The organism is Pseudomonas sp. S1(2024), assembly GCF_046557535.1.
This window is the reverse complement of record NZ_JBKGFP010000034.1, coordinates 25,354-44,385: the sequence shown is the minus strand read 5'-3', so window position 1 is coordinate 44,385 and position 19,032 is coordinate 25,354. Positions and strand designations below refer to the sequence as shown.

Sequence of the window (19,032 nt, the reverse complement as noted above, 5' to 3'; positions counted from 1 at the left end):
ACAGCTTCAGCGACAAGGGTGCTGCACCTGCTTTACATAATTAGCCCCGCTGCCAGAGTGCGTAATGCACCTGGCCGGTCTTTTTCTCGCGATGCAGGCGCCAGTTACCTGGCAGTTGCAAGGTCGACGGTGCAGCCTCGCTTTCTGTGTAGACCCACGCCTGCTCGCGCAGCCACTGGTTCTGTTCCAGCAGATTGCAGGTGTCGGCCAGCAGGTCCTGGTGGAACGGTGGGTCAAGGAACACCACATCGAACTGCTGCTTGGCTGGGCCTTGCAGATAACGCAGGGCGTCGGTCTGCAGGATTTGCCCGCGCGGGCAGCGCAGGATCTCGAGGTTGTTCTTCAGGTTGGCGATGGCCGCCGGGTTGCTGTCCAGCGCGACGGCGTCCTCGGCCCCGCGGGACAGGGCTTCGAGCACCAAGGCACCGCTGCCGGTGAAGGCGTCCAGAACGCGGGCACCCTCAATATAGGGGGCCAGCCAGTTGAACAGGGTTTCGCGCACGCGGTCGGGCGTTGGCCGCAGGCCTTCGCCTTCCGGCACCGCCAGACGTCGGCTGCGCCACTCGCCGGCGATGATGCGCAGGTGGCCCTGGCCCTTGCTTTGGCCCGGTTGCGGGCGGGCGGGAGGGGTGGATCTTGGCATTAGTGCTCCGGTACCCCGAGCGGTTGCTCGGAGGGCTTGTCAGTGGGGGCTGGCAGCGGTTTTTGCGGCACTTTCGGGCCAGCGGTGACGATCACCAGTTTATCGGCTGACAGGTGTTTGTTCATGGCCGTCCTTACCTGCTCTACGGTGAGGGCCTGGGACTGCTGCATGAAGTCCTCCAGCCAGGTCAGCGGCAGGTTGTAGAAGCCAATGGCGCCCAGTTGGCCGACGATGCTGGCGTTGCTGGCATTGGACAGCGGGAAGCTGCCGGCCAGTTCGCGCTTGGCATCGTCCAGTTCTTGTTGGGTGGGGCCGGTCTTGAGGTAATCGGCGAGAATGTCCTGCACCAGCTTGAGCGTGCCTTCGCTGAGTTCGGCGCGGGTCTGCAGGTTGATCATGAACGGGCCGCGTACTTGCATCGGGCTGAACACCGAGTACACGCCGTAGGTCAGACCGCGCTTTTCACGTACCTCGCTCATCAGCCGGGTGCCGAATGCACCGCCGCCGAGGATCTGGTTGCCCAGTGACAGGGCCGGCCAGTCCGGGTCCTGGCGGTCGATGCCGAGTTCGGCCAGCATCAGGTGAGTCTGCTTGGACGGGAAGTCGATGTGGGTCAGGCCTGCCTTGGCTTCGCCGGGTTGCGCAGGTGCGGCCAGCGCGGGGCCTTTGGGCAGACCGGCTGACACCTGGGCGGCGATGGCTTCGGCCTCGGCGCGGCTGAGGTCGCCGACCAGGGCGATGACCGCGTTGCCGCCGGTGTAAGCCTTGGCGTGGAAGGCGCGAAGCTGTGCCAGGGTGATGCCGCTGATGCTTTCGGCGGTGCCGTCGCTCGGGTGGGCGTAAGGGTGGTCGCCGTAGAGCTTGGCGAACAGGGCCTTGCCAGCGACCTTGCCAGGGTTCTGCTTTTCATACTCGAAGCCGGCCAGCATCTGGTTTTTGATGCGCTTGAGGGCGTCTTCGGGGAAGGTCGGCTTGCCAGTCACTTCGGTGAACAGCTTTAGCGCCGGTTCACGCTTGTCCTTGGCGCTGAGGCTGCGCAGCGAAGCCACGGCCATATCGCGGTAGGAGCCGTTGCCAAAGTCGGCGCCCAGGCCCTCGAAGCCTTCGGCGATGGCAGTCACATCCTTGCCGGCCACGCCTTCGTTGAGCATGGCGTTGGTCAGGGCGGCCAGGCCTGGCGTGCCGCCATCCTGGCTGCTGCCGGCGGCGAAGGTGACGCGCAGGTCGAACATCGGCAGTTCGCGGGCTTCGACGAACAGTACCCGGGCACCTTCGGCGGTGTTCCAGTGCTGGATGTTCAACTGGCGCCGGCTGGGCGCCTTGCCATCCAGTTCGGCCAGTGACTGCAAGGTATTGGCCGGGCGTGCCGCGTTGCTGTCGGCTTTGGCGGCATTGTCAGCCATGGCCGGGGCGGCCAGCACCGCCGCCAGCGCCAGGGCGCGGATGCCCGTGGTCAGCAGGGTTGGGCGTGGTACGCGGCGATTACTCATGAGCGGACTCCTCGGGCAGTACATGGGCAACGCTCAGGCGTTCGCGGGTGAAATAGGTTCGCGCGGCGTTCTGGATATCCTGCGGAGTGACACGCTTGAGCTCATCCAGCTCGCTGTCGATCAGCTTCCACGACAGGCCGACGGTTTCCAGCTGGCCGATGGTAGTGGCCTGGCTGCTGATGGAGTCGCGGTCGTAGACCAGGCCGGCAATGACCTGGGCGCGTACGCGCTCCAGCTCTTCGGCGCTGGGCGGGGTGGTCTTGAGTTCATCCAGCAGCTGCCAGATGCCTTTCTCGACATCGGCGAGGGTTTTTTGCTTCTGCACGTTCGGCGTGGCCGAGATCAGGAACAGGCTGTCGCCGCGGGTGAAGGCGTTGTAGCTGGAAGAAGCACCGGCCACCAGCTCCTGGCCACGTTCCAGGCGTGCCGGCATGCGGGCGCTGTAGCCGCCGTCGAGCAATGCCGAGATCAGGCGCAGGGCATGCACCGTACGCGGGTCCTTGGCGGTGGACAGGCCAGGTACGTTGAAACCGTAGATCAGGCTCGGCAACTGGGTGCGCACGTGCAGCGTCAGCTGGCGCTGGCCTGGTTGGACCAGCTCGAGCGGCAACTTGGCCGGTGGCACGGCACGCTTGGGGATGCTGCCGAAGTACTTCTGCGCCAGGCCCTTGACCTCATCGACGGTGACATCGCCGACCACCACCAGGGTGGCGTTGTTGGGGGCGTACCAGGATTCGTACCAGTGGCGCAGTTCCTCGACCTTCATGCGCTCCAGGTCGGCCATCCAGCCGATGGTCGGGGTATGGTAGCCGCTGGCCGGGTAGGCCATGGCGCGGAACAGCTCGAACGCCTTGGAGTTGGGCTGGTCGTCGGTGCGCAGGCGGCGTTCTTCCTTGATCACCTCGATTTCGCGGCTGAATTCGTCAGCGGGCAGGCGCAGGCTGGCCAGGCGGTCGGCCTCAAGCTCCAGGGCCACCGGCAGGCGGTCGCGGGCCAGCACCTGGTAATAGGCGGTGTAGTCGTCGCTGGTGAAGGCGTTTTCTTCGGCGCCTATGTCACGCAGGATGCGCGAGGCCTCGCCGGGGCCGACCTTGGCGCTGCCCTTGAACATCATGTGTTCCAGCGCGTGGGACAGTCCGGTCTGGCCCGGGGTTTCGTAGCTGGAGCCAACCTTGTACCAGATCTGCGAGACCACCACCGGGGCGCGGTGGTCCTCGCGCACGACTACTTTCAGGCCGTTGTCGAGGATGAATTCGTGGGTGGGTTGCACATCGGCGGCGAAGGCCGCGAGCGGCAGGCAGAGCGTGCCGAGCAACAGGCCAGCGGCGCGGCGGGCTAGAGCATTCATACGGTGTTTAACCTGTTCGGCGGCCCGCTGGTTTAGCGTCGGCGGGCCAGGAGGTGCTAGGATACTGATCCGGTTGCCTGGCGACCATGCCTGTCGCCGTTCTGGCCCGCAGGACACTAAGACAAAACGTTGCGCATGAACCAGCCGGCTTCAAGATAGTCTGTTCTGCGTAGAGAGAATTCCCGATGCGCCATAGCTGGCCCATCGCTACCCTGAGATAGCCGTCTTCCATGTTTGGTTCCAACGACGACAAAAAAGCGCCAGCCGAGGCTGGTGAGAAGAAAGGCCTGTTCAGCTGGTTTCGCAAGAAACCGCAGCAACCTGTGGCAACGGGTGTGCCCGCGAATGAACCCCCAGCCGTCGAGCAGCCTGCAGCCGCTCCGGTCGAAGGGGCTACCGCCGAAGCGCCACAGGCCCCTGAACCCGTTCAGGCCCCTGCGGCCCCACAGCTGACAGAACCGCAGCAGGTCGCCGCACCCGTCCAATCCCCGGTGGTCGAGGCCCCTGTCCCCGAACCGGTTGCTTCCCAGCCGTTGCAGGCCCCTGAACCCGAGCCGGTCGCTTCCCAGCCGCTGGTGGCACCTGCACCGCAGTCGGTCGCGTCGATGCCCTTGCAGGCGGCCCCGATCGAGCCAGCCCCTGTCGAGGCGGCCCCGGTCGTCGAACCAGCCGCGCCGGTCAGCAACCTGGTGCTGCCGGTTGCTGAAGAGCCCGTGGCCCTGGTGCCGGATCTGGAGCCGAAAACGCCGCCCGCCATCCCGGAACGCCCTGCACCAGAGCCTGCTGCCCCTGTGGCTGCAGCCCCGGTCGCAGTGCAGGCCGAACAGGCCAAGCCCGGCTTCTTCGCCCGCCTCAAGCAGGGCCTGTCGAAGACCAGCGCCAGCATCGGCGAGGGCATGGCCAGCCTGTTCCTGGGCAAGAAGGTCATCGATGACGACCTGCTCGACGAAATCGAAACCCGCCTGCTGACCGCCGACGTTGGTGTGGAAGCCACTTCCACCATCGTCCAGAACCTGACCCAGAAGGTTGCCCGCAAGCAGCTGGCTGATGCCGATGCCCTGTACAAGTCGCTGCAGGAAGAACTGGCTGCGCTGCTGCGCCCGGTCGAGCAGCCGCTGGTGGTGCAGGCGCAGAACAAGCCCTATGTGATTCTGGTGGTCGGTGTGAACGGCGCCGGCAAGACCACCACCATCGGCAAACTGGCCAAGAAGCTGCAGCTCGAAGGCAAGAAAGTGATGCTGGCTGCTGGCGACACCTTCCGTGCCGCTGCAGTCGAGCAGCTGCAGGTGTGGGGCGAGCGTAACCAGATCCCGGTGATCGCCCAGCACACCGGCGCCGACTCTGCTTCGGTGATCTTCGATGCCGTACAGGCCGCCAAGGCCCGTGGCGTCGATGTGCTGATCGCCGACACCGCTGGCCGCCTGCACACCAAAGACAACCTGATGGAAGAGCTGAAGAAAGTCCGCCGGGTCATCGGCAAGCTCGACGCCGAAGCGCCACACGAGGTGCTGCTGGTGCTCGATGCCGGCACCGGCCAGAACGCCATCAGCCAGGCCAAGTACTTCAACCAGAGCGTCGAACTGACCGGCCTGGCCCTGACCAAGCTGGACGGCACTGCCAAGGGCGGGGTGATCTTCGCCCTGGCCAAGCAGTTCAAGCTGCCGATCCGCTTCATCGGTGTCGGTGAAGGCATCGACGACCTGCGTACCTTCGAAGCCGAGCCGTTCGTCAAGGCTCTGTTCGCCGAGCGAGACTGAACATGATCCGATTCGAACAGGTTGCCAAGCGCTATCCCAATGGTCATGTGGGTTTGCATGAGCTGAGTTTCCGGGCGCGCCGGGGCGAATTCCTGTTCGTCACCGGCCACTCGGGCGCGGGCAAGAGCACCTTGCTGCGCCTGCTGCTGGCCATGGAGCGCCCGACCAGCGGCAAGCTGATGCTGGCCGGGCAGGACCTGGGCCAGATCAGCAACTCGCAGATCCCGTTCCTGCGTCGGCAGATCGGCGTGGTGTTCCAGAACCACCAGCTGTTGTTCGACCGCACGGTGTTCAACAACATCGCCTTGCCGCTGCAGATTCTCGGCCTGTCCAAGGCCGAGGTCGCCAAGCGCGTGGACTCGGCGCTGGAGCGAGTGTCGCTGGCCGACAAGGGCGAGCTGTTCCCGGCCGACCTGTCCACCGGGCAGCAGCAACGGGTAGGCATCGCCCGCGCCATCGTTCACCAGCCAGCCCTGCTGCTGGCCGACGAACCCACCGGTAACCTCGACCCGCGCCTGGCCGCGGAGATCATGGGGGTGTTCGAGGACATCAACCGCCTGGGTACCACGGTATTGATCGCCAGCCACGACCTGGCACTGATTGCGCGCATGCGCCACCGCATGCTGACCTTGCAACGCGGCCGCTTGATCGGCGATGGGGAGGCCGGGCAATGAGCACTACACGTACGCCGAAGGTTTCCGAGCGGGTTGCGCCGAAACCGGCCGACCCGCAACCGGCGAAGAAAAAGCACGACGACGATGACGGCCCGGATTTCCGCACGCTGCTGCATGCCTGGCTGGAAAGCCACCGTGCCAGCATGGCCGACAGCCTGCGCCGGCTGGGCAAGCAGCCGATCGGCAGCTTCTTCACCTGCCTGGTGATGGCGGTGGCGCTGAGCATGCCCATGGGCCTGTCGTTGCTGCTGAAGAACGTTGAGAAGCTTGGTGGCTCGTGGCAGCGTGCCGCACAGATCTCGCTATACCTCAAGCTCGATGCCGGTAGCCGCGAAGGCGAGGCGCTGCGCGACGAGATCAAGGGCATGCCTGGCGTGGCCGACGCTCAGTATGTCAGCCGCGAGCAGGCGCTGGAGGAGTTCCAGCAACAGTCTGGCCTGGGCGAAGCCCTGCGTGAACTGCCTGACAACCCGCTGCCCGGCGTAGTGGTGGTGACCCCGACCGAAGTCGACAAGCCGGCCCTGGAAGCCTTGCGTCAGCGCCTGTCGGAGCTGCCGCGGGTGGAGGTGGCGCAACTCGACCTGGTATGGGTCGAGCGCCTGGCGGCCATCCTCAAATTGGGTGACCGCTTCGTCTTCGGCCTGGCCGTGATGCTGATTTCTGCCCTGCTGTTAGTAATCGGTAACACAATTCGTCTACATATTGAAAACCGCCGTACCGAGATCGAAGTGATCAAGCTGGTCGGTGGCACGGATGCCTACGTACGCCGGCCTTTCCTGTACATGGGCGCGCTGTATGGCCTGGGTGCAGGGGTGATCGCATGGGGCATCCTGGCGTTTGGCCTGAACTGGCTGAACGAGGCGGTGGTAGGGCTTTCCGGGCTGTACGGCAGCGACTTCGCCCTGGGTGGGGTGCCGGCGTCCGATGGTCTGTCGCTCTTGATCGGAGCGGTGCTGTTGGGGTATATCGGTGCATGGATCGCAGTGGCCCGCCATCTGAACGAGCTGGCGCCGCGATAGTTTTTACGTGCCAGCATTGACAAATTATTCACCATGGAACTTGTACCGTCGTTCCAGGTCAATGTTGGCAGCGCCCACAAGGCGCGAGTTCTGTAAGTCGGAGGTTCTTGAATGACCACATCGTTGCAACCTGCCTATGCCCTGGTACCTGGTGCAAACCTGGAAGCCTACGTGCACACGGTCAACAGCATCCCGCTGCTGACTGTCGAGCAGGAGCGTGATCTGGGCGAGCGTCTCTATTATGAGCAGGATGTCGAGGCCGCTCGTCAAATGGTGATGGCCCACCTGCGTTTCGTCGTACATATCGCCCGTAGCTATGCTGGCTACGGGCTGGCCCAGGCCGACCTGATCCAGGAAGGCAACGTCGGCCTGATGAAAGCCGTCAAGCGCTTCAACCCGGAAATGGGCGTGCGCCTGGTGTCGTTCGCCGTGCACTGGATCAAGGCAGAGATCCACGAGTTCATCCTGCGCAACTGGCGCATCGTCAAGGTGGCCACCACCAAGGCCCAGCGCAAGCTGTTCTTCAACCTGCGCAGCCAGAAGAAGCGCCTGGCCTGGCTGAACAACGACGAAGTGCACCGCGTGGCGGAAAGCCTGGGCGTGGAGCCACGTGAAGTGCGCGAGATGGAAAGCCGCCTCAGCGGCCAGGACATGGCTTTCGACCCGGCAGCGGAAGCTGACGACGACAGTGCCTTCCAGTCGCCTGCGCATTACCTGGAAGACCACCGTTACGACCCGGCGGTGCAGCTGGAGGATGCCGACTGGAGCGACAACTCCACCAGCAACCTGCACGAAGCATTGCAAGGGCTGGACGAGCGTAGCCGCGACATTCTCTACCAGCGCTGGTTGGCGGAAGAGAAGGCCACGTTGCATGAGCTGGCGGACAAGTACAGCGTTTCGGCTGAGCGGATTCGCCAGTTGGAGAAGAATGCGATGAACAAGGTCAAGGCGCTGATCGCGGCCTGATCGAGCCCTCACAGCAAGGAAAAGCCGCTGGCCCGCAAAGGGTGAGCGGCTTTTTTTTGTGCAGAATTTCCCGCCTCCTTCAAGGACCCTCCTTTCCCAAAAGGTACTGCACAGGCCTCAGGGGTAATGCTGGCCCTGTGGGAGCGGGCGTGCCCGCGAAGAGGCCCTCAAGGCTTGCGCGAAGTGTCGAGCTGCATCAGGTAGCTGGGCCCACCCAACTGGCTCATCTGCCGGCGAATCCAGCCGGCCCGGCTGGCCACATAGGCGCTCGGCCGGCTGGCGCTCCACTTGATCGGGCTCGGCAGCACCGCCGCCAGCTGCGCCGCCTGCTGGCGGCTAAGCCTGCTCGCATCGACGCCAAAGTGGTAGCGCGCTGCCGCCTGGGCGCCAAACACACCTTTGCCCCATTCGGCACTGTTCAGGTAGACCTCGAGAATCCGCTCCTTCGACCAGAACAGCTCGATCAACGCGGTGAACCAGGCCTCCAGTCCTTTGCGGAACCAGCTGCGCCCGGACCACAGGAACAGGTTCTTGGCCACCTGCTGGGTCAGGGTGCTGGCACCGCGAATGCTGCCGCCGCGCTCGTTGTAGGCCAGCGCCGCCTGGATGGCCGGGATGTCGAACCCCCAGTGGTTGGCGAACTTCTGGTCCTCGCCGGCAATGACCGCGACCTTGAGGTCGTCGGAGATGTTCTCCCACGGCTCCCAGTCGCGCTGCAGGTCGATCGGCTCGCCATTCACCCAGGACTGCACCTTGCGCTCCACCATCAGCGCCGTACCGGGTGGTGGGACCCAGCGGAACACCAGTACCAGCACAATGCTGCCGGCAGCGAACCAGAGCAGGGCGCGAGAGAGGCGGCGGAGAAGGGTTGGCAGCATGGCGATGGCTTGGCCGTACGGGTGGAAGGGGCCATTATACAGACCCGATCCAAGGAGTCGTCCCATGCTTCGCAGCTTCCTGATGCTTGCCGCCTTTTTCGGCTTCACCGGTGTCGCCCTGGGCGCTTTCGCTGCCCACGGCCTGAAAAGCCGGCTGACGGCCGACTACCTGGCGATCTTCCAGACTGGTGTGACCTACCAGTTGGTGCATGCCCTGGCCCTCTTCGCTGTCGCCGTGCTCTCGGTGCACCTGCCAGGGCGCCTGGTCGGCTGGGCTGGCGGCCTGTTTGCTCTGGGGATAGTGCTGTTCTCCGGTAGCCTTTACCTGCTGACCCTCAGCGGCCTGGGCAAGCTCGGCATCATCACCCCAATTGGTGGCCTGTGCTTTCTCGCCGGCTGGCTGTGCCTGGGCCTGGCAGCCTGGCGGCTCGGTTGACCGGGTGGTCCACAATCACGACTAATGGTGTGCAGCGCCCTTGGGTTGCAGGGCGGTTCAGCGCTAGAATGCGGGCCCCCAAAGAACAATGGTGGCCGTGCGCATGCGCATTCAACTGAACGGTGAACCTTACGAATTGCCCGCTGGCGAAAGTGTCGCGGCCCTGCTGGCCCGCCTGGAGCTGACCGGGCGCCGCGTCGCGGTGGAACTGAACCTGGATATCGTGCCGCGTAGCCAGCACGACAGCACGCTGTTGAATGACGGCGATCAGGTCGAAGTGGTCCACGCCATCGGTGGCGGCTGATTCTGGCCGGCGATTCACCTGCAAGCCCAGCAACCTTTTCCCGAGGAACAACCATGAGCAACGTTCGTAGCGACAAGCCCTTCACCCTGGCCGGGCGTACTTTCCAGTCGCGCCTGCTGGTCGGTACCGGCAAGTACCGTGACATGGAAGAAACCCGCCTGGCCATCGAAGCCTCGGGTGCCGAGATCGTCACCGTAGCCGTGCGCCGCACCAACATTGGCCAGAACCCGGGCGAGCCGAACCTGCTCGATGTGCTGCCTCCGGACCGCTATACCATCCTGCCGAACACCGCGGGCTGCTACGACGCGGTCGAAGCCGTGCGCACCTGCCGCCTGGCCCGCGAACTGCTGGATGGCCACAACCTGGTCAAGCTGGAAGTACTGGCCGACCAGAAAACCCTGTTCCCCAATGTGATCGAAACCCTCAAGGCCGCCGAAGTGTTGGTCAAAGACGGTTTCGATGTGATGGTCTACACCAGCGATGATCCGATCATCGCCCGCCAGTTGGCCGAAGCCGGCTGCATTGCGGTCATGCCGCTGGCTGGCCTGATCGGTACCGGCCTGGGTATCTGCAACCCCTACAACCTGCAGATCATCCTGGAAGAGTCCAAGGTGCCGGTGCTGGTGGATGCTGGTGTGGGTACTGCGTCCGACGCCACCATCGCCATGGAAATGGGCTGCGAAGCTGTGCTGATGAACTCGGCCATCGCCCACGCCCAGCAGCCGGTGCTGATGGCCGAGGCCATGAAGCACGCCATCGTCGCCGGTCGCATGGCCTACCTGGCCGGCCGTATGCCGAAGAAACTCTATGCCAGCGCCTCTTCGCCGCTGGATGGTCTGATCAAGTAAGAGCCCCTGATGACTGAATCGCACGATACGCCGATCACCCCCGACGGCGAAGCCCGCCCGCACCGCCGCATCAAGAGTTTCGTGATGCGCGCCGGGCGCATGACCGAAGGCCAGCAACGTGGCCTGGAGCAGGGCGGCCCGCTGTACATCCTGCCGCTGGCCGACAGCCCGGTGGACTACGACCAGGTGTTCGGCCGCTCGGCGCCGCGCACCCTGGAGATCGGCTTCGGCATGGGCCATTCCCTGCTGGAAATGGCTGCTGCCGCGCCTGAACAGGACTTCATCGGTGTGGAAGTACACCGCCCGGGTGTTGGTGCGCTGCTCAACGGCGTGCTGACCCAGGGCCTGAAGAACCTGCGGGTATATGACTGCGATGCCATCGAAGTGCTGAACCGCTGCGTGGCGGACAACAGCCTCGACCGCCTGATGCTGTTCTTCCCCGACCCATGGCACAAGGCGCGCCACCACAAGCGCCGCATCGTCCAGCTGGAGTTCGCCGAACTGGTACGGCGCAAGCTCAAGCCAGGTGGCGTGTTCCACATGGCCACCGACTGGGAACCGTATGCGGAGTACATGCTGGAAGTGATGAGCGCTGCCCCGGGCTATCGCAACCGTGCGGCCGACGGTACTTACGTGCCACGCCCGGAAGAACGCCCGATCACCAAGTTCGAACGCCGTGGCGAGCGGCTGGGGCACGGGGTTTGGGATTTGAAGTTCGAGAAGGTGGATTGACCGGCTGATACGGCCTTTCGATATGCCGATGCCTGCAGAAATGCAGGCGAAAAAAAACCGCCTTGAGAAGGGCGGTTTTTTTATGACTGTGCTCAAGACCGTTCGGGACTTTGTGGGAGCGGGCGTGCCCGCGAAACAGGCGACGCGGTGGATGGCACCGGCTTTGCCGGTGTTCGCGGGCATGCTCGCTCCCACAGTGACCGCATGCGCATTTAAATTTTGAGCAAGACAGTTGCTCCTGCAAGGGGCAGTGCAAGGCCGTGGCTCAGCCCCGTCGATCCGCCACCACCCCGATCAGCACCAGTACCACCAGTAACACCGGCGCCAGCGCGTAGTTGTTGAACTGGCTCAGCCCTTTCACCACCCAAGGCGTGGCATAGATCAGCGCAGCACCGCTGCCGATCATCACCAGCAAGGCCATGAACGGTACGCGCAGGGCGCCCGCCAGGCCGCCCAGGCGTTGTTCCACCCAGCCCTTGATATCGGTGCCGAACAGCACCAGCAGGCAGCCTACCAAGGCCAGTGAAATCTCCGATAGGTTGCTGCGGCTCCAGCGAGAAACCGTCGCGAGCAGATCAAGTACCAGATCCATGGGTCATCCTTAGGTCAAGAAATACTGCAGCAGGTCATTGAGGAACAACTGGCCCCTCGGCGTGGCCACCAGTCGATCTGGTTCGACCTGCAAAAGGCCCTTTTGTTCGGCCGCGCGGCGTGCCTCGCGCAGTTGTGCCAGCGGCAAACCGGTGCGTTGGGTGAACAGTTCGGCTTCCACCCCATCGGTCAGGCGCAGGGCGTTCATCAGGAACTCGAACGGCAGCTCGTCGACTGGCAGCAGCTTTTCGCCGGCCTTGAACGGCTTGGCCAGGTTCAGGTAGTCCTTGGGCAGGCGAGTTTTCCAGGTGCGCAGGATGCGCCCGTCGGCGAAGGTCAGCTTGCCGTGGGCACCAGCGCCGATGCCGATGAAGTCGCCAAAGCGCCAGTAGTTGAGGTTGTGCCGGGCGGCGCGCCCCGCTTGGGCATAGGCCGAGACTTCGTACTGGCGGAAGCCGTGTTCGGCCATCAGTGCCTGGCCGGCCTCCTGGATATCCCAGAGGATGTCGTCCTCGGGCAGCTCGGGCGGCTGGTTCCAGAACACCGTGTTCGGCTCCACGGTCAGCTGGTACCACGACAGGTGCGTCGGCCCCAGGTCGATGGCCTGGCGCAGGTCGCCCAGCGCGTCGTCGAGCGACTGGTCGGGCAGGCCGTGCATCAGGTCCATGTTGAAGTTGTCGAAGCCGGCGGCGCGCGCCATGCCGGCGGCGCGGACCGCTTCATCGCCATTGTGGATACGCCCCAGCGCCTGCAGTTTGGCTGGCTGGAAGCTCTGCACACCGATGGACAGACGATTGATACCGGTTTGCCGGTAGGCCTTGAACTTGTCCTGCTCGAACGTGCCCGGGTTGGCCTCCAGGGTGATTTCGATGTCCGGCGCAAACGGGATACGTTGTTCCACGCCACGCAGCAGCCGGCCAAGGGCGTCGGCACTGAACAGGCTGGGGGTACCGCCGCCGAAGAAGATCGAGCTGATCGGCCGGCCTTGCACGGCAGCCAGCTCCTGGTCGAGGTCGGTCAGCAGGGCGGCGACGTAGGCATCTTCCGGCAGTTCAGGCCCGGCAGCGTGGGAGTTGAAGTCGCAGTAAGGGCATTTGCGTACGCACCACGGGATGTGGATGTACAGCGCCAGCGGCGGCAGGCTGGTGAAACCCGCCGCGCCGGGGTTGGACAGCGTTTCGATCATGCCAGGCCCAGACGTTGGCGCAGCAGGGCCATGGCGCGGGCGCGGTGGCTGAGCTGGTTCTTGTCCACAGGGGCCAGGTCGGCGCTGGAGCAGTTGCGCTCCGGTACCCAGAACAGCGGGTCGTAGCCAAAGCCGTGCTCGCCACTGGCCTCGAACATGATGCGCCCGTGCCACAGGCCTTCGCACAGGATCGGCAGCGGGTCGTCGGCATGGCGCACCAGTGCCAGGACGCAGACGAACTGTGCGCCGCGCTCGGCTTCAGGCACGTCTTTCAGCGCTTCGAGCAGCTTGGCGTTGTTCGCCGCGTCACCCTTGCCGTCGGCATAGCGCGCCGAGTAGATGCCCGGCGCGCCGCCGAGGAAGTCCACTGCCAGGCCAGAATCGTCGGCCAGGGCCGGCAGGCCGGAAATGCGTGCGGCGTTGCGCGCCTTGAGGATCGCGTTCTCGACGAACGATAGGCCGGTTTCTTCCGGCTCGACCTGGCTGAACTCACCGATCGAGCGCAGTTGCACGGACGCGCCGAGCATGGCCTGGAGTTCTTTGAGTTTGCCGGCGTTGTGGCTGGCCAATACGAGTTGCTGGAAATTCATCATTCGCCTGGGAACACTTCCTGGTTGAAACTGAGGGAGTTGCTGATACCGCCGGTTTCGATATTCAGGTCGAAGGTGACGGTTTCTGGCTGGTCGATCTTGAACTGGGCGATGTAGTACACCGCGCCCTGTTCGGTGATCTGCTTGAACGACAGGGGGCTGCTGCGCCCGGTCAGGTCCTTGACCGTGCCGCTGACCACCGCCATGGCGGGCTTGTTGGCCTTGAGCACGGCGATGTTGAGTACGCCCTGGTTCTTGCTGCGTACCAGGCCGGTGGCTGCGGCCACCTCCGGTGTCAGCATGCTCGAGGTGAACGCGCTGTAGTGCACCGTCACGTCGCCAAACACTTCCTTGCGCTCGGGACGGGCAGCATCGGCAGCCAGTACCGGCAGGGCCAGGCACAGGCTGATCAGGAACAGGGCTAGGCGACGCATGGGGTGATTCCTCCGGTGGGCGTCAGACCGCGAGCTGATGTTCTTGCAGGCCCGGGCTGCTGACACGATAGATGCCGATCTCACCTAGAAGATTAGGCCAAAGCCGGCCACCCCACCCGTTGCGGTGCAAGTGGTCGACCGCCAGGCGGTCTAGCACCTTGGCGCGGCGCTCGTGGCACAGCTCTTCGAAGTCGGCAAAGGTGCAGAAGTGGATGTTCGGCGTGTTGTACCAGGTGTACGGCATGAAGTCCGAAACCGGCATGCGGCCTTTGGTCGCCAGGTACCAGCGGCAACGCCAGTGGCCGAAGTTGGGGAAGGTGATGATGCACTGGCGGCCCACGCGCAGCATCTCGTCGAGGATGCGGTCGGGGTACTCCACGGCCTGCAGGGCCTGGGTCATGATCACCACGTCGAAACTGTTGCTGGCGAAGTTGCCCAGGCCCTTGTCCAGGTCCTGCTCGATGACGTTGACGCCCTTGGCCACACAGGCCGCGATGTTGTCGGCGTCGATCTCCAGGCCATAGCCGGTGACCTGCTTGCGGTCGCGCAGCGAGGCCAGCAGTTCGCCGCTGCCGCAGCCCAGGTCGAGTACCCGGCTGCCTGCGGGGATCCAGTCGTGGATGATTTCCAGATCGGCTCTCATGCTGTCCTCAGATGGCAATGCGGTTCATGTAGTTCGAGAAACCCTGCATGTAGCGAGGCGTGGGGATCAGGAAGGCATCGTGCCCGTAAGGCGAGTCGATCTCCAGGTAGCAGACATTCTTGCGCGCGGCCATCAGGGCGTCGACGATCTCGCGCGAACGGGCCGGGGAGAAGCGCCAGTCGGTGGTGAACGACATGATGCAGTAATCCGCCTTGACGTGGGCCAGGGTGGCTGCCAGGTCGCCGCCCTGGGCGGCGGCGGGGTCGAAGTAGTCCAGCGCCTTGGTCATCAGCAGGTAGGTGTTGGCGTCGAAGCGCCCGGAAAACTCCTCGCCCTGGTAGCGCAGGTAGCTCTCGACCTGGAATTCGACGCTGTGGAAGTCGTAGTTGAGCTTGTCGCTCTTCAGCTCGCGGCCGAATTTTTCACCCATCGAGTCATCCGACAGGTAGGTGATGTGGCCGACCATGCGCGCCAGCATCAGGCCACGCTTGGGGATCACGCCCTGGTCCTGGAACGAACCGCCGTGGAATTCGGGGTCGGTGAGGATGGCCTGGCGTGCCACTTCATTGAAAGCGATGTTCTGTGCCGACAGCTTGGGAGCCGAGGCGATGTCGACGCAATGGCGCACACGCTCGGGGTAGCTGATGGTCCACTGCAGCGCCTGCATGCCACCCAGGCTGCCACCGACCACGGCGGCCCACTGCTGGATGCCCAGGCGCTCGGCCAGGCGCACCTGGCTGTGCACCCAGTCTTCCACGGTCAGCACCGGGAAGTCGGCGCCGTAGGGCTTGCCGGTGGCCGGGTTGATGCTGCTGGGGCCGGTGCTGCCGTTGCAGCCGCCCAGGTTGTTCAGGCTGACCACGAAGAAGCGGTTGGTGTCGATCGGCTTGCCAGGGCCGATACAGCTGTCCCACCAGCCCGGCTTGCGGTCGGTGGCGGCATGGTAGCCAGCGGCATGGTGGTGGCCGGAGAGGGCATGGCAGATCAGCACGGCGTTGCTTGCGCTGGCGTTCAGGGTGCCATAGGTCTCGTAGACCAGTTCGTAACTGGCCAGGGAGCGGCCGCAGGCCAGGGCCAGCGGCTCATCGAACCGGGCGGTTTGCGGTACTACCAGACCGACGGAATCTTCGGGAAAGACAGTGGACATCGACCCTGCTCACGCTTGACGGAGGCGTAAGTCTAAAGAGCGCTACCCCCAGCGGCAAGCAGAGGCTTGTCGCTGGAAGCAACCAGAGTCAGCTGGGGCTCAGATCATCCGCCACAGCTCTTGTGGCATGCCGGCGTAGGCGGCCAGCGGCGGCATGACGAACGACTGGATTACCTGGATCGCGAGGAAGGCGAAGATCGGCGAGATGTCCATGCCGCCCAGGTTGGGCACGATGCGGCGGAACGGTGCCAGCACCGGTTCACTGATCTGGTAGGCCAGCTCAGCCGCCGGGTTGTGGCTGTTGGGAGCAACCCAGGACACGATCACCATGACGATCATCGCGACCCAGAAAATCTTCAGGAACAGCGAGGTGATACCGATGATGGCCCACATCAGCAGGTGCAGGATGTCACCGAAGGTCCCGTAGGTGACCATCAGCACGAAAGCCATCAGCAGCGCCTGGATGACCACCGACAACAGCAGCGACGAGGTATCCAGCCCACCAACGCTGGGGATGACTCGGCGAATCGGCTTGAGCAGCGGCTGTGTGGCGCGCACGGCGAACTGGCACAGCGGGTTGTAGAAGTTGGCCTTGACCAGCTGCAGGACAAAGCGCAGCAGGACGATCACCAGGTACAGGCTGACCAGGGTTTGCACCACGAAGATCGCGGCGCCGGACAGTGCATTCATCTGAAGCTCCTTATTTGCCCAGTTGTTCGGCCAGCTCGGCGGAACGTGTAGCCGCAGCCTGCAGCGCCTGTTCGACGATGGCTTCGAAGCCGCTGGCCTGGAACGACTTGATCGCTGCTTCGGTAGTGCCTGCAGGCGAGGTGACTCGGCGGCGCAGTTCGGCAGCATCGACATCGCTGGCAACCGCCATGCGTGCGGCGCCCAAGGCTGTCTGCAGGGTCAGCTGGGAGGCAGTTTCACGTGGCAGGCCAAGCTTTTCGCCTGCCGCGGTCATGGCTTCGATCAGCAGGAAGAAGTACGCCGGGCCGCTGCCGGAGACTGCCGTCACGGCGTCCAGTTGCTGCTCCTGCTCCAGCCACAGGGCGGTGCCCACGGCCGACAGCAGTTGCTCGGCCTGCTGGCGTTGTTCGCTGGATACTTCCGCGGTGGCGTACAGGCCGCTGACGCCCTGGCGCAGCAGTGCCGGCGTGTTGGGCATGCAGCGAACCACCGGGCGAGCGCCGACCCAGCTTTGCAGGCTGGCGCAGGTGATGCCGGCGGCAATGGAAACGATCAGCTGGCCTTCCTGCAGGTTCGGTTGCAGGGCCTGGCATACGGCTTTCATGACCTGCGGCTTGACCGCCAGCACGATGACGTCGGCACCATCGATGGCCTGGGCGTTGTTCTCGAAGGTTTCGATGCCGTGCTCGGCCTGGATGCGGCTGCGGGTCTCGGCGCCCGGGTCGCTGGCGCGGATCTGCGAGGCGTCCAGGCCCTGGGCACGCAGACCACCGATCAGGCTGGCGGCCATGTTGCCGGCGCCGATAAAGGCAATACGAGTCTTGCTCATGTCAGGTCCTTGTAGGAAAGAGTGAGTAAAGCATGGAATCAGGACTGCCCGTAATCGCGGGCACCGAACAGGGCGGTACCGATACGCACCCAGGTCGCACCCTGTGCAATGGCCGCTTCCAGATCGTGGCTCATGCCCATGGACAGGGTGTCCAGACCAAGGCCAAGGCCTTCCTGCAACTGGCGCAGGGTGGCGAAGGCGGCTTCCTGGGCGGCGCGGTCATCAGTGGGTTCGGGAATGGCCATCAGCCCGCGCAGGCGCAGGTTGGGCAGTGCGGCTACCGCTTTGGCCAGGGCCGGCAGGTCGGCAGGGGTGCAGCCGGATTTGCTGTCTTCGCCGCTGACGTTCACCTGCAGGCAGATGTTCAGTGGTGGCAGACCGGCCGGGCGCTGCTCCGAGAGGCGTTGGGCGATTTTCAGGCGGTCCACGGAATGTACCCAGTCGAAATGCTCGGCGATGGCTTTGGTCTTGTTCGACTGGATGGGGCCGATGAAGTGCCAGATCAAGGGCAGGTCGCCGAGTGCCTGCTGCTTTGTCAGCGCTTCCTGTAGGTAGTTTTCCCCGAAATCGCATACGCCGGCGGCGTGGATTTCGCGGATGGCGCTGGCTGGCTTGGTCTTGCTCACGGCCAGCAACTGGACGCTGGCCGGATCACGCCCGGCAGCCTGGGCAGCGCTGGCGATACGGGCGGAAATAGCGGAAAGGTTGTCTGCTAGGGTGGACATGGACTGATGCCGGCTGCTGGAGGGTTTGCGGCATTCTACCTACTTGAAGGCCTTTGGGGAGTCTCATGGATGTGACCGACCTGTTGGCCCGGGCCGTGGATGCGGGGGCTTCCGACCTGCACCTGGCGGCGGGCCAGTTACCGATGTTGCGCCTGGATGGCGAGCTGCAGCGCATGGCCCTGCCGACCTTGGGCCCGGCGACCTTGACCGAGGGCATGGCACCCATGCTGGATGAAGACCAGCGTCGACAGTGGGCCCAGGGTGATGAGCTGGACCTGGCGCTGGAATTGCCGGCGCTAGGGCGCTTTCGGCTGAATCTGTTTCGCCAGTTGCACGGCCCTGCGGCCACCTTTCGCCTGATCCCGGGGCATATCGCCACGCTCGACGAACTCGACCTGGGCGATGTGTTTCAAGCTGTTGCGCAGTGCCGAGATGGCTTGATCCTCGTCGGTGGGCCGACCGGCAGTGGCAAGTCCAGCACCTTGGCGGCACTGCTCGACCAGCTGAACCGCGATCGTGCTCTGCATATCATCACCCTTGAGGACCCTGTCGAAGTTATCCACAGCAGCCAGCGCAGCCTGGTCAACCAGCGTGAGGTCGGCCGCCATTGCGGTGGGTTCGCCCAGGGGCTGCGCAGTGCCCTGCGCCAGGACCCGGATGTGATCATGATCGGTGAGCTGCGCGACCTGGAAACCATTCGCCTGGCCTTGCGTGCGGCTGAGACTGGGCACCTGGTGCTGGCGACCGTGCATACCCGTTCGGCGGTGAGCAGTGTTGACCGGTTGGTGGAGGTGTTCGCTGCCGAAGAGAAGCCGTTGGTGCGGGCGATGCTGGCCGAGTCGTTGCGCCTGGTGGTAGCGCAGGTGCTGGTCAGGCGCGCGGGCGGAGGGCGGGTTGCTGCGCGGGAAGTGCTGGTGGTGACGCCAGCGGTGCGTAACCTGGTTCGGGAAGGGCGGATGGCGCAGTTATGTTCGGTGATGCAGGCGGGTGGTGCGGACGGGATGCGGACGATGGAAGGGGCGATGCGAGGGTTGAAGGAGAGGGGGCTGATCAGCGATCTATAGTGCCTGTGCTGGCCCTTTCGCGGGTAAACCCGCTCCCA

Annotated in this window: 23 protein-coding genes; 10 read left to right on the top strand and 13 right to left on the bottom strand. The window is 64.3% G+C overall.

Features of this window, described 5'->3' with window-relative positions; translation table 11 throughout:
• Positions 1 to 40: 40 nt before the first annotated feature.
• Genes rsmD through ACLCGK_RS10130 form a run of 3 tightly spaced genes read right to left on the bottom strand, consistent with a single transcriptional unit; the run spans position 41 to position 3,481 of the window.
• Positions 41 to 643 (bottom strand): 16S rRNA (guanine(966)-N(2))-methyltransferase RsmD, encoded by a 603-nt coding sequence (gene rsmD / locus ACLCGK_RS10140; protein WP_025340976.1) that lies wholly within the window; start codon positions 641 to 643, stop codon positions 41 to 43.
• Positions 643 to 2,133: a M16 family metallopeptidase gene (locus ACLCGK_RS10135; RefSeq protein ID WP_410951923.1), complete on the bottom strand. Its 1,491-nt coding sequence runs from the start codon at positions 2,131 to 2,133 to the stop codon at positions 643 to 645. The genes rsmD and ACLCGK_RS10135 overlap by 1 nt, the downstream gene beginning before the upstream one ends.
• Positions 2,126 to 3,481, bottom strand: coding sequence for a M16 family metallopeptidase (locus tag ACLCGK_RS10130; RefSeq protein WP_410951922.1), 1,356 nt, complete (start codon positions 3,479 to 3,481; stop codon positions 2,126 to 2,128). Before ACLCGK_RS10130 ends, ACLCGK_RS10135 begins: the two co-directional genes overlap by 8 nt.
• A 230-nt stretch (positions 3,482 to 3,711) precedes the next feature.
• On the opposite strand from ACLCGK_RS10130, the gene ftsY reads away from it, so the two are divergent.
• The 4 genes from ftsY (at position 3,712) to rpoH (ending at position 7,897) form a co-directional block, all read left to right on the top strand.
• Positions 3,712 to 5,238, top strand: coding sequence for a signal recognition particle-docking protein FtsY (gene ftsY / locus ACLCGK_RS10125; RefSeq protein WP_410951921.1), 1,527 nt, complete (start codon positions 3,712 to 3,714; stop codon positions 5,236 to 5,238).
• Positions 5,239 to 5,240: 2 nt separating this feature from the next.
• On the top strand, positions 5,241 to 5,912 hold the full coding sequence (gene ftsE / locus ACLCGK_RS10120) for a cell division ATP-binding protein FtsE (RefSeq protein ID WP_013974630.1): 672 nt from the start codon (positions 5,241 to 5,243) through the stop codon (positions 5,910 to 5,912).
• Positions 5,909 to 6,931: a permease-like cell division protein FtsX gene (ftsX, locus tag ACLCGK_RS10115; RefSeq protein ID WP_013974629.1), complete on the top strand. Its 1,023-nt coding sequence runs from the start codon at positions 5,909 to 5,911 to the stop codon at positions 6,929 to 6,931. Before ftsE ends, ftsX begins: the two co-directional genes overlap by 4 nt.
• A gap of 111 nt (positions 6,932 to 7,042) precedes the next feature.
• Positions 7,043 to 7,897 (top strand): RNA polymerase sigma factor RpoH, encoded by an 855-nt coding sequence (gene rpoH, locus ACLCGK_RS10110; protein WP_003249083.1) that lies wholly within the window; start codon positions 7,043 to 7,045, stop codon positions 7,895 to 7,897.
• Between the two features lie 167 nt (positions 7,898 to 8,064).
• On the opposite strand, the gene mtgA is transcribed toward rpoH, so the two are convergent.
• Positions 8,065 to 8,775 carry a monofunctional biosynthetic peptidoglycan transglycosylase gene (gene mtgA, locus ACLCGK_RS10105; protein WP_085691431.1) on the bottom strand — a complete coding sequence of 237 codons (711 nt, stop codon included), beginning with the start codon at positions 8,773 to 8,775 and terminating at the stop codon, positions 8,065 to 8,067.
• A gap of 64 nt (positions 8,776 to 8,839) precedes the next feature.
• Here mtgA and ACLCGK_RS10100 point away from each other — a divergent pair, with 64 nt between their 5' ends.
• From ACLCGK_RS10100 to ACLCGK_RS10080, 5 genes are all read left to right on the top strand, one after another.
• Complete coding sequence (locus tag ACLCGK_RS10100) at positions 8,840 to 9,211, top strand: DUF423 domain-containing protein (RefSeq protein WP_410951920.1); 372 nt, start codon at positions 8,840 to 8,842, stop codon at positions 9,209 to 9,211.
• A 103-nt stretch (positions 9,212 to 9,314) separates the two neighbouring features.
• Positions 9,315 to 9,515 carry a sulfur carrier protein ThiS gene (gene thiS, locus ACLCGK_RS10095; RefSeq protein WP_003257817.1) on the top strand — a complete coding sequence of 67 codons (201 nt, stop codon included), beginning with the start codon at positions 9,315 to 9,317 and terminating at the stop codon, positions 9,513 to 9,515.
• A 53-nt stretch (positions 9,516 to 9,568) separates the two neighbouring features.
• A complete protein-coding gene (locus ACLCGK_RS10090; RefSeq protein ID WP_013974625.1) occupies positions 9,569 to 10,363 on the top strand; it encodes a thiazole synthase in 795 nt (264 codons plus the stop codon).
• 9 nt (positions 10,364 to 10,372) lie between these two features.
• Complete coding sequence (gene trmB, locus ACLCGK_RS10085) at positions 10,373 to 11,095, top strand: tRNA (guanosine(46)-N7)-methyltransferase TrmB (protein ID WP_013974624.1); 723 nt, start codon at positions 10,373 to 10,375, stop codon at positions 11,093 to 11,095.
• Between the two features lie 28 nt (positions 11,096 to 11,123).
• Positions 11,124 to 11,318: a hypothetical protein gene (locus ACLCGK_RS10080; RefSeq protein ID WP_410951919.1), complete on the top strand. Its 195-nt coding sequence runs from the start codon at positions 11,124 to 11,126 to the stop codon at positions 11,316 to 11,318.
• 42 nt (positions 11,319 to 11,360) lie between these two features.
• Here ACLCGK_RS10080 and ACLCGK_RS10075 read toward each other — a convergent pair whose 3' ends face one another.
• The 9 genes from ACLCGK_RS10075 to ACLCGK_RS10035 all read right to left on the bottom strand — a co-directional run bounded on the left by ACLCGK_RS10075 (position 11,361) and on the right by ACLCGK_RS10035 (position 17,930).
• Positions 11,361 to 11,687 (bottom strand): DUF3392 domain-containing protein, encoded by a 327-nt coding sequence (locus ACLCGK_RS10075; protein ID WP_003257821.1) that lies wholly within the window; start codon positions 11,685 to 11,687, stop codon positions 11,361 to 11,363.
• Positions 11,688 to 11,696: 9 nt separating this feature from the next.
• Entirely contained in the window at positions 11,697 to 12,872 is a 1,176-nt protein-coding gene (gene hemW, locus ACLCGK_RS10070; protein ID WP_085587715.1) for a radical SAM family heme chaperone HemW, read from the bottom strand.
• Entirely contained in the window at positions 12,869 to 13,465 is a 597-nt protein-coding gene (rdgB, locus tag ACLCGK_RS10065; protein WP_046613545.1) for an RdgB/HAM1 family non-canonical purine NTP pyrophosphatase, read from the bottom strand. Before rdgB ends, hemW begins: the two co-directional genes overlap by 4 nt.
• Positions 13,462 to 13,896: a DUF4426 domain-containing protein gene (locus tag ACLCGK_RS10060; RefSeq protein WP_013974622.1), complete on the bottom strand. Its 435-nt coding sequence runs from the start codon at positions 13,894 to 13,896 to the stop codon at positions 13,462 to 13,464. Before ACLCGK_RS10060 ends, rdgB begins: the two co-directional genes overlap by 4 nt.
• 22 nt (positions 13,897 to 13,918) lie before the next feature.
• Positions 13,919 to 14,539 (bottom strand): methionine biosynthesis protein MetW, encoded by a 621-nt coding sequence (metW, locus tag ACLCGK_RS10055; RefSeq protein ID WP_015272149.1) that lies wholly within the window; start codon positions 14,537 to 14,539, stop codon positions 13,919 to 13,921.
• A gap of 7 nt (positions 14,540 to 14,546) precedes the next feature.
• Positions 14,547 to 15,686, bottom strand: coding sequence for a homoserine O-succinyltransferase MetX (locus ACLCGK_RS10050; RefSeq protein ID WP_013974620.1), 1,140 nt, complete (start codon positions 15,684 to 15,686; stop codon positions 14,547 to 14,549).
• 99 nt (positions 15,687 to 15,785) lie between these two features.
• Complete coding sequence (locus tag ACLCGK_RS10045; protein WP_013974619.1) at positions 15,786 to 16,376, bottom strand: YggT family protein; 591 nt, start codon at positions 16,374 to 16,376, stop codon at positions 15,786 to 15,788.
• A 10-nt stretch (positions 16,377 to 16,386) separates the two neighbouring features.
• Positions 16,387 to 17,205 carry a pyrroline-5-carboxylate reductase gene (proC, locus tag ACLCGK_RS10040; RefSeq protein ID WP_039612533.1) on the bottom strand — a complete coding sequence of 273 codons (819 nt, stop codon included), beginning with the start codon at positions 17,203 to 17,205 and terminating at the stop codon, positions 16,387 to 16,389.
• 38 nt (positions 17,206 to 17,243) lie between these two features.
• A complete protein-coding gene (locus tag ACLCGK_RS10035) occupies positions 17,244 to 17,930 on the bottom strand; it encodes a YggS family pyridoxal phosphate-dependent enzyme (protein ID WP_410951918.1) in 687 nt (228 codons plus the stop codon).
• A gap of 65 nt (positions 17,931 to 17,995) precedes the next feature.
• Here ACLCGK_RS10035 and ACLCGK_RS10030 point away from each other — a divergent pair, with 65 nt between their 5' ends.
• Positions 17,996 to 18,994, top strand: a complete 999-nt coding sequence (locus tag ACLCGK_RS10030; protein ID WP_410951917.1) for a type IV pilus twitching motility protein PilT — start codon at positions 17,996 to 17,998, stop codon at positions 18,992 to 18,994.
• Positions 18,995 to 19,032 lie beyond the last annotated feature (38 nt).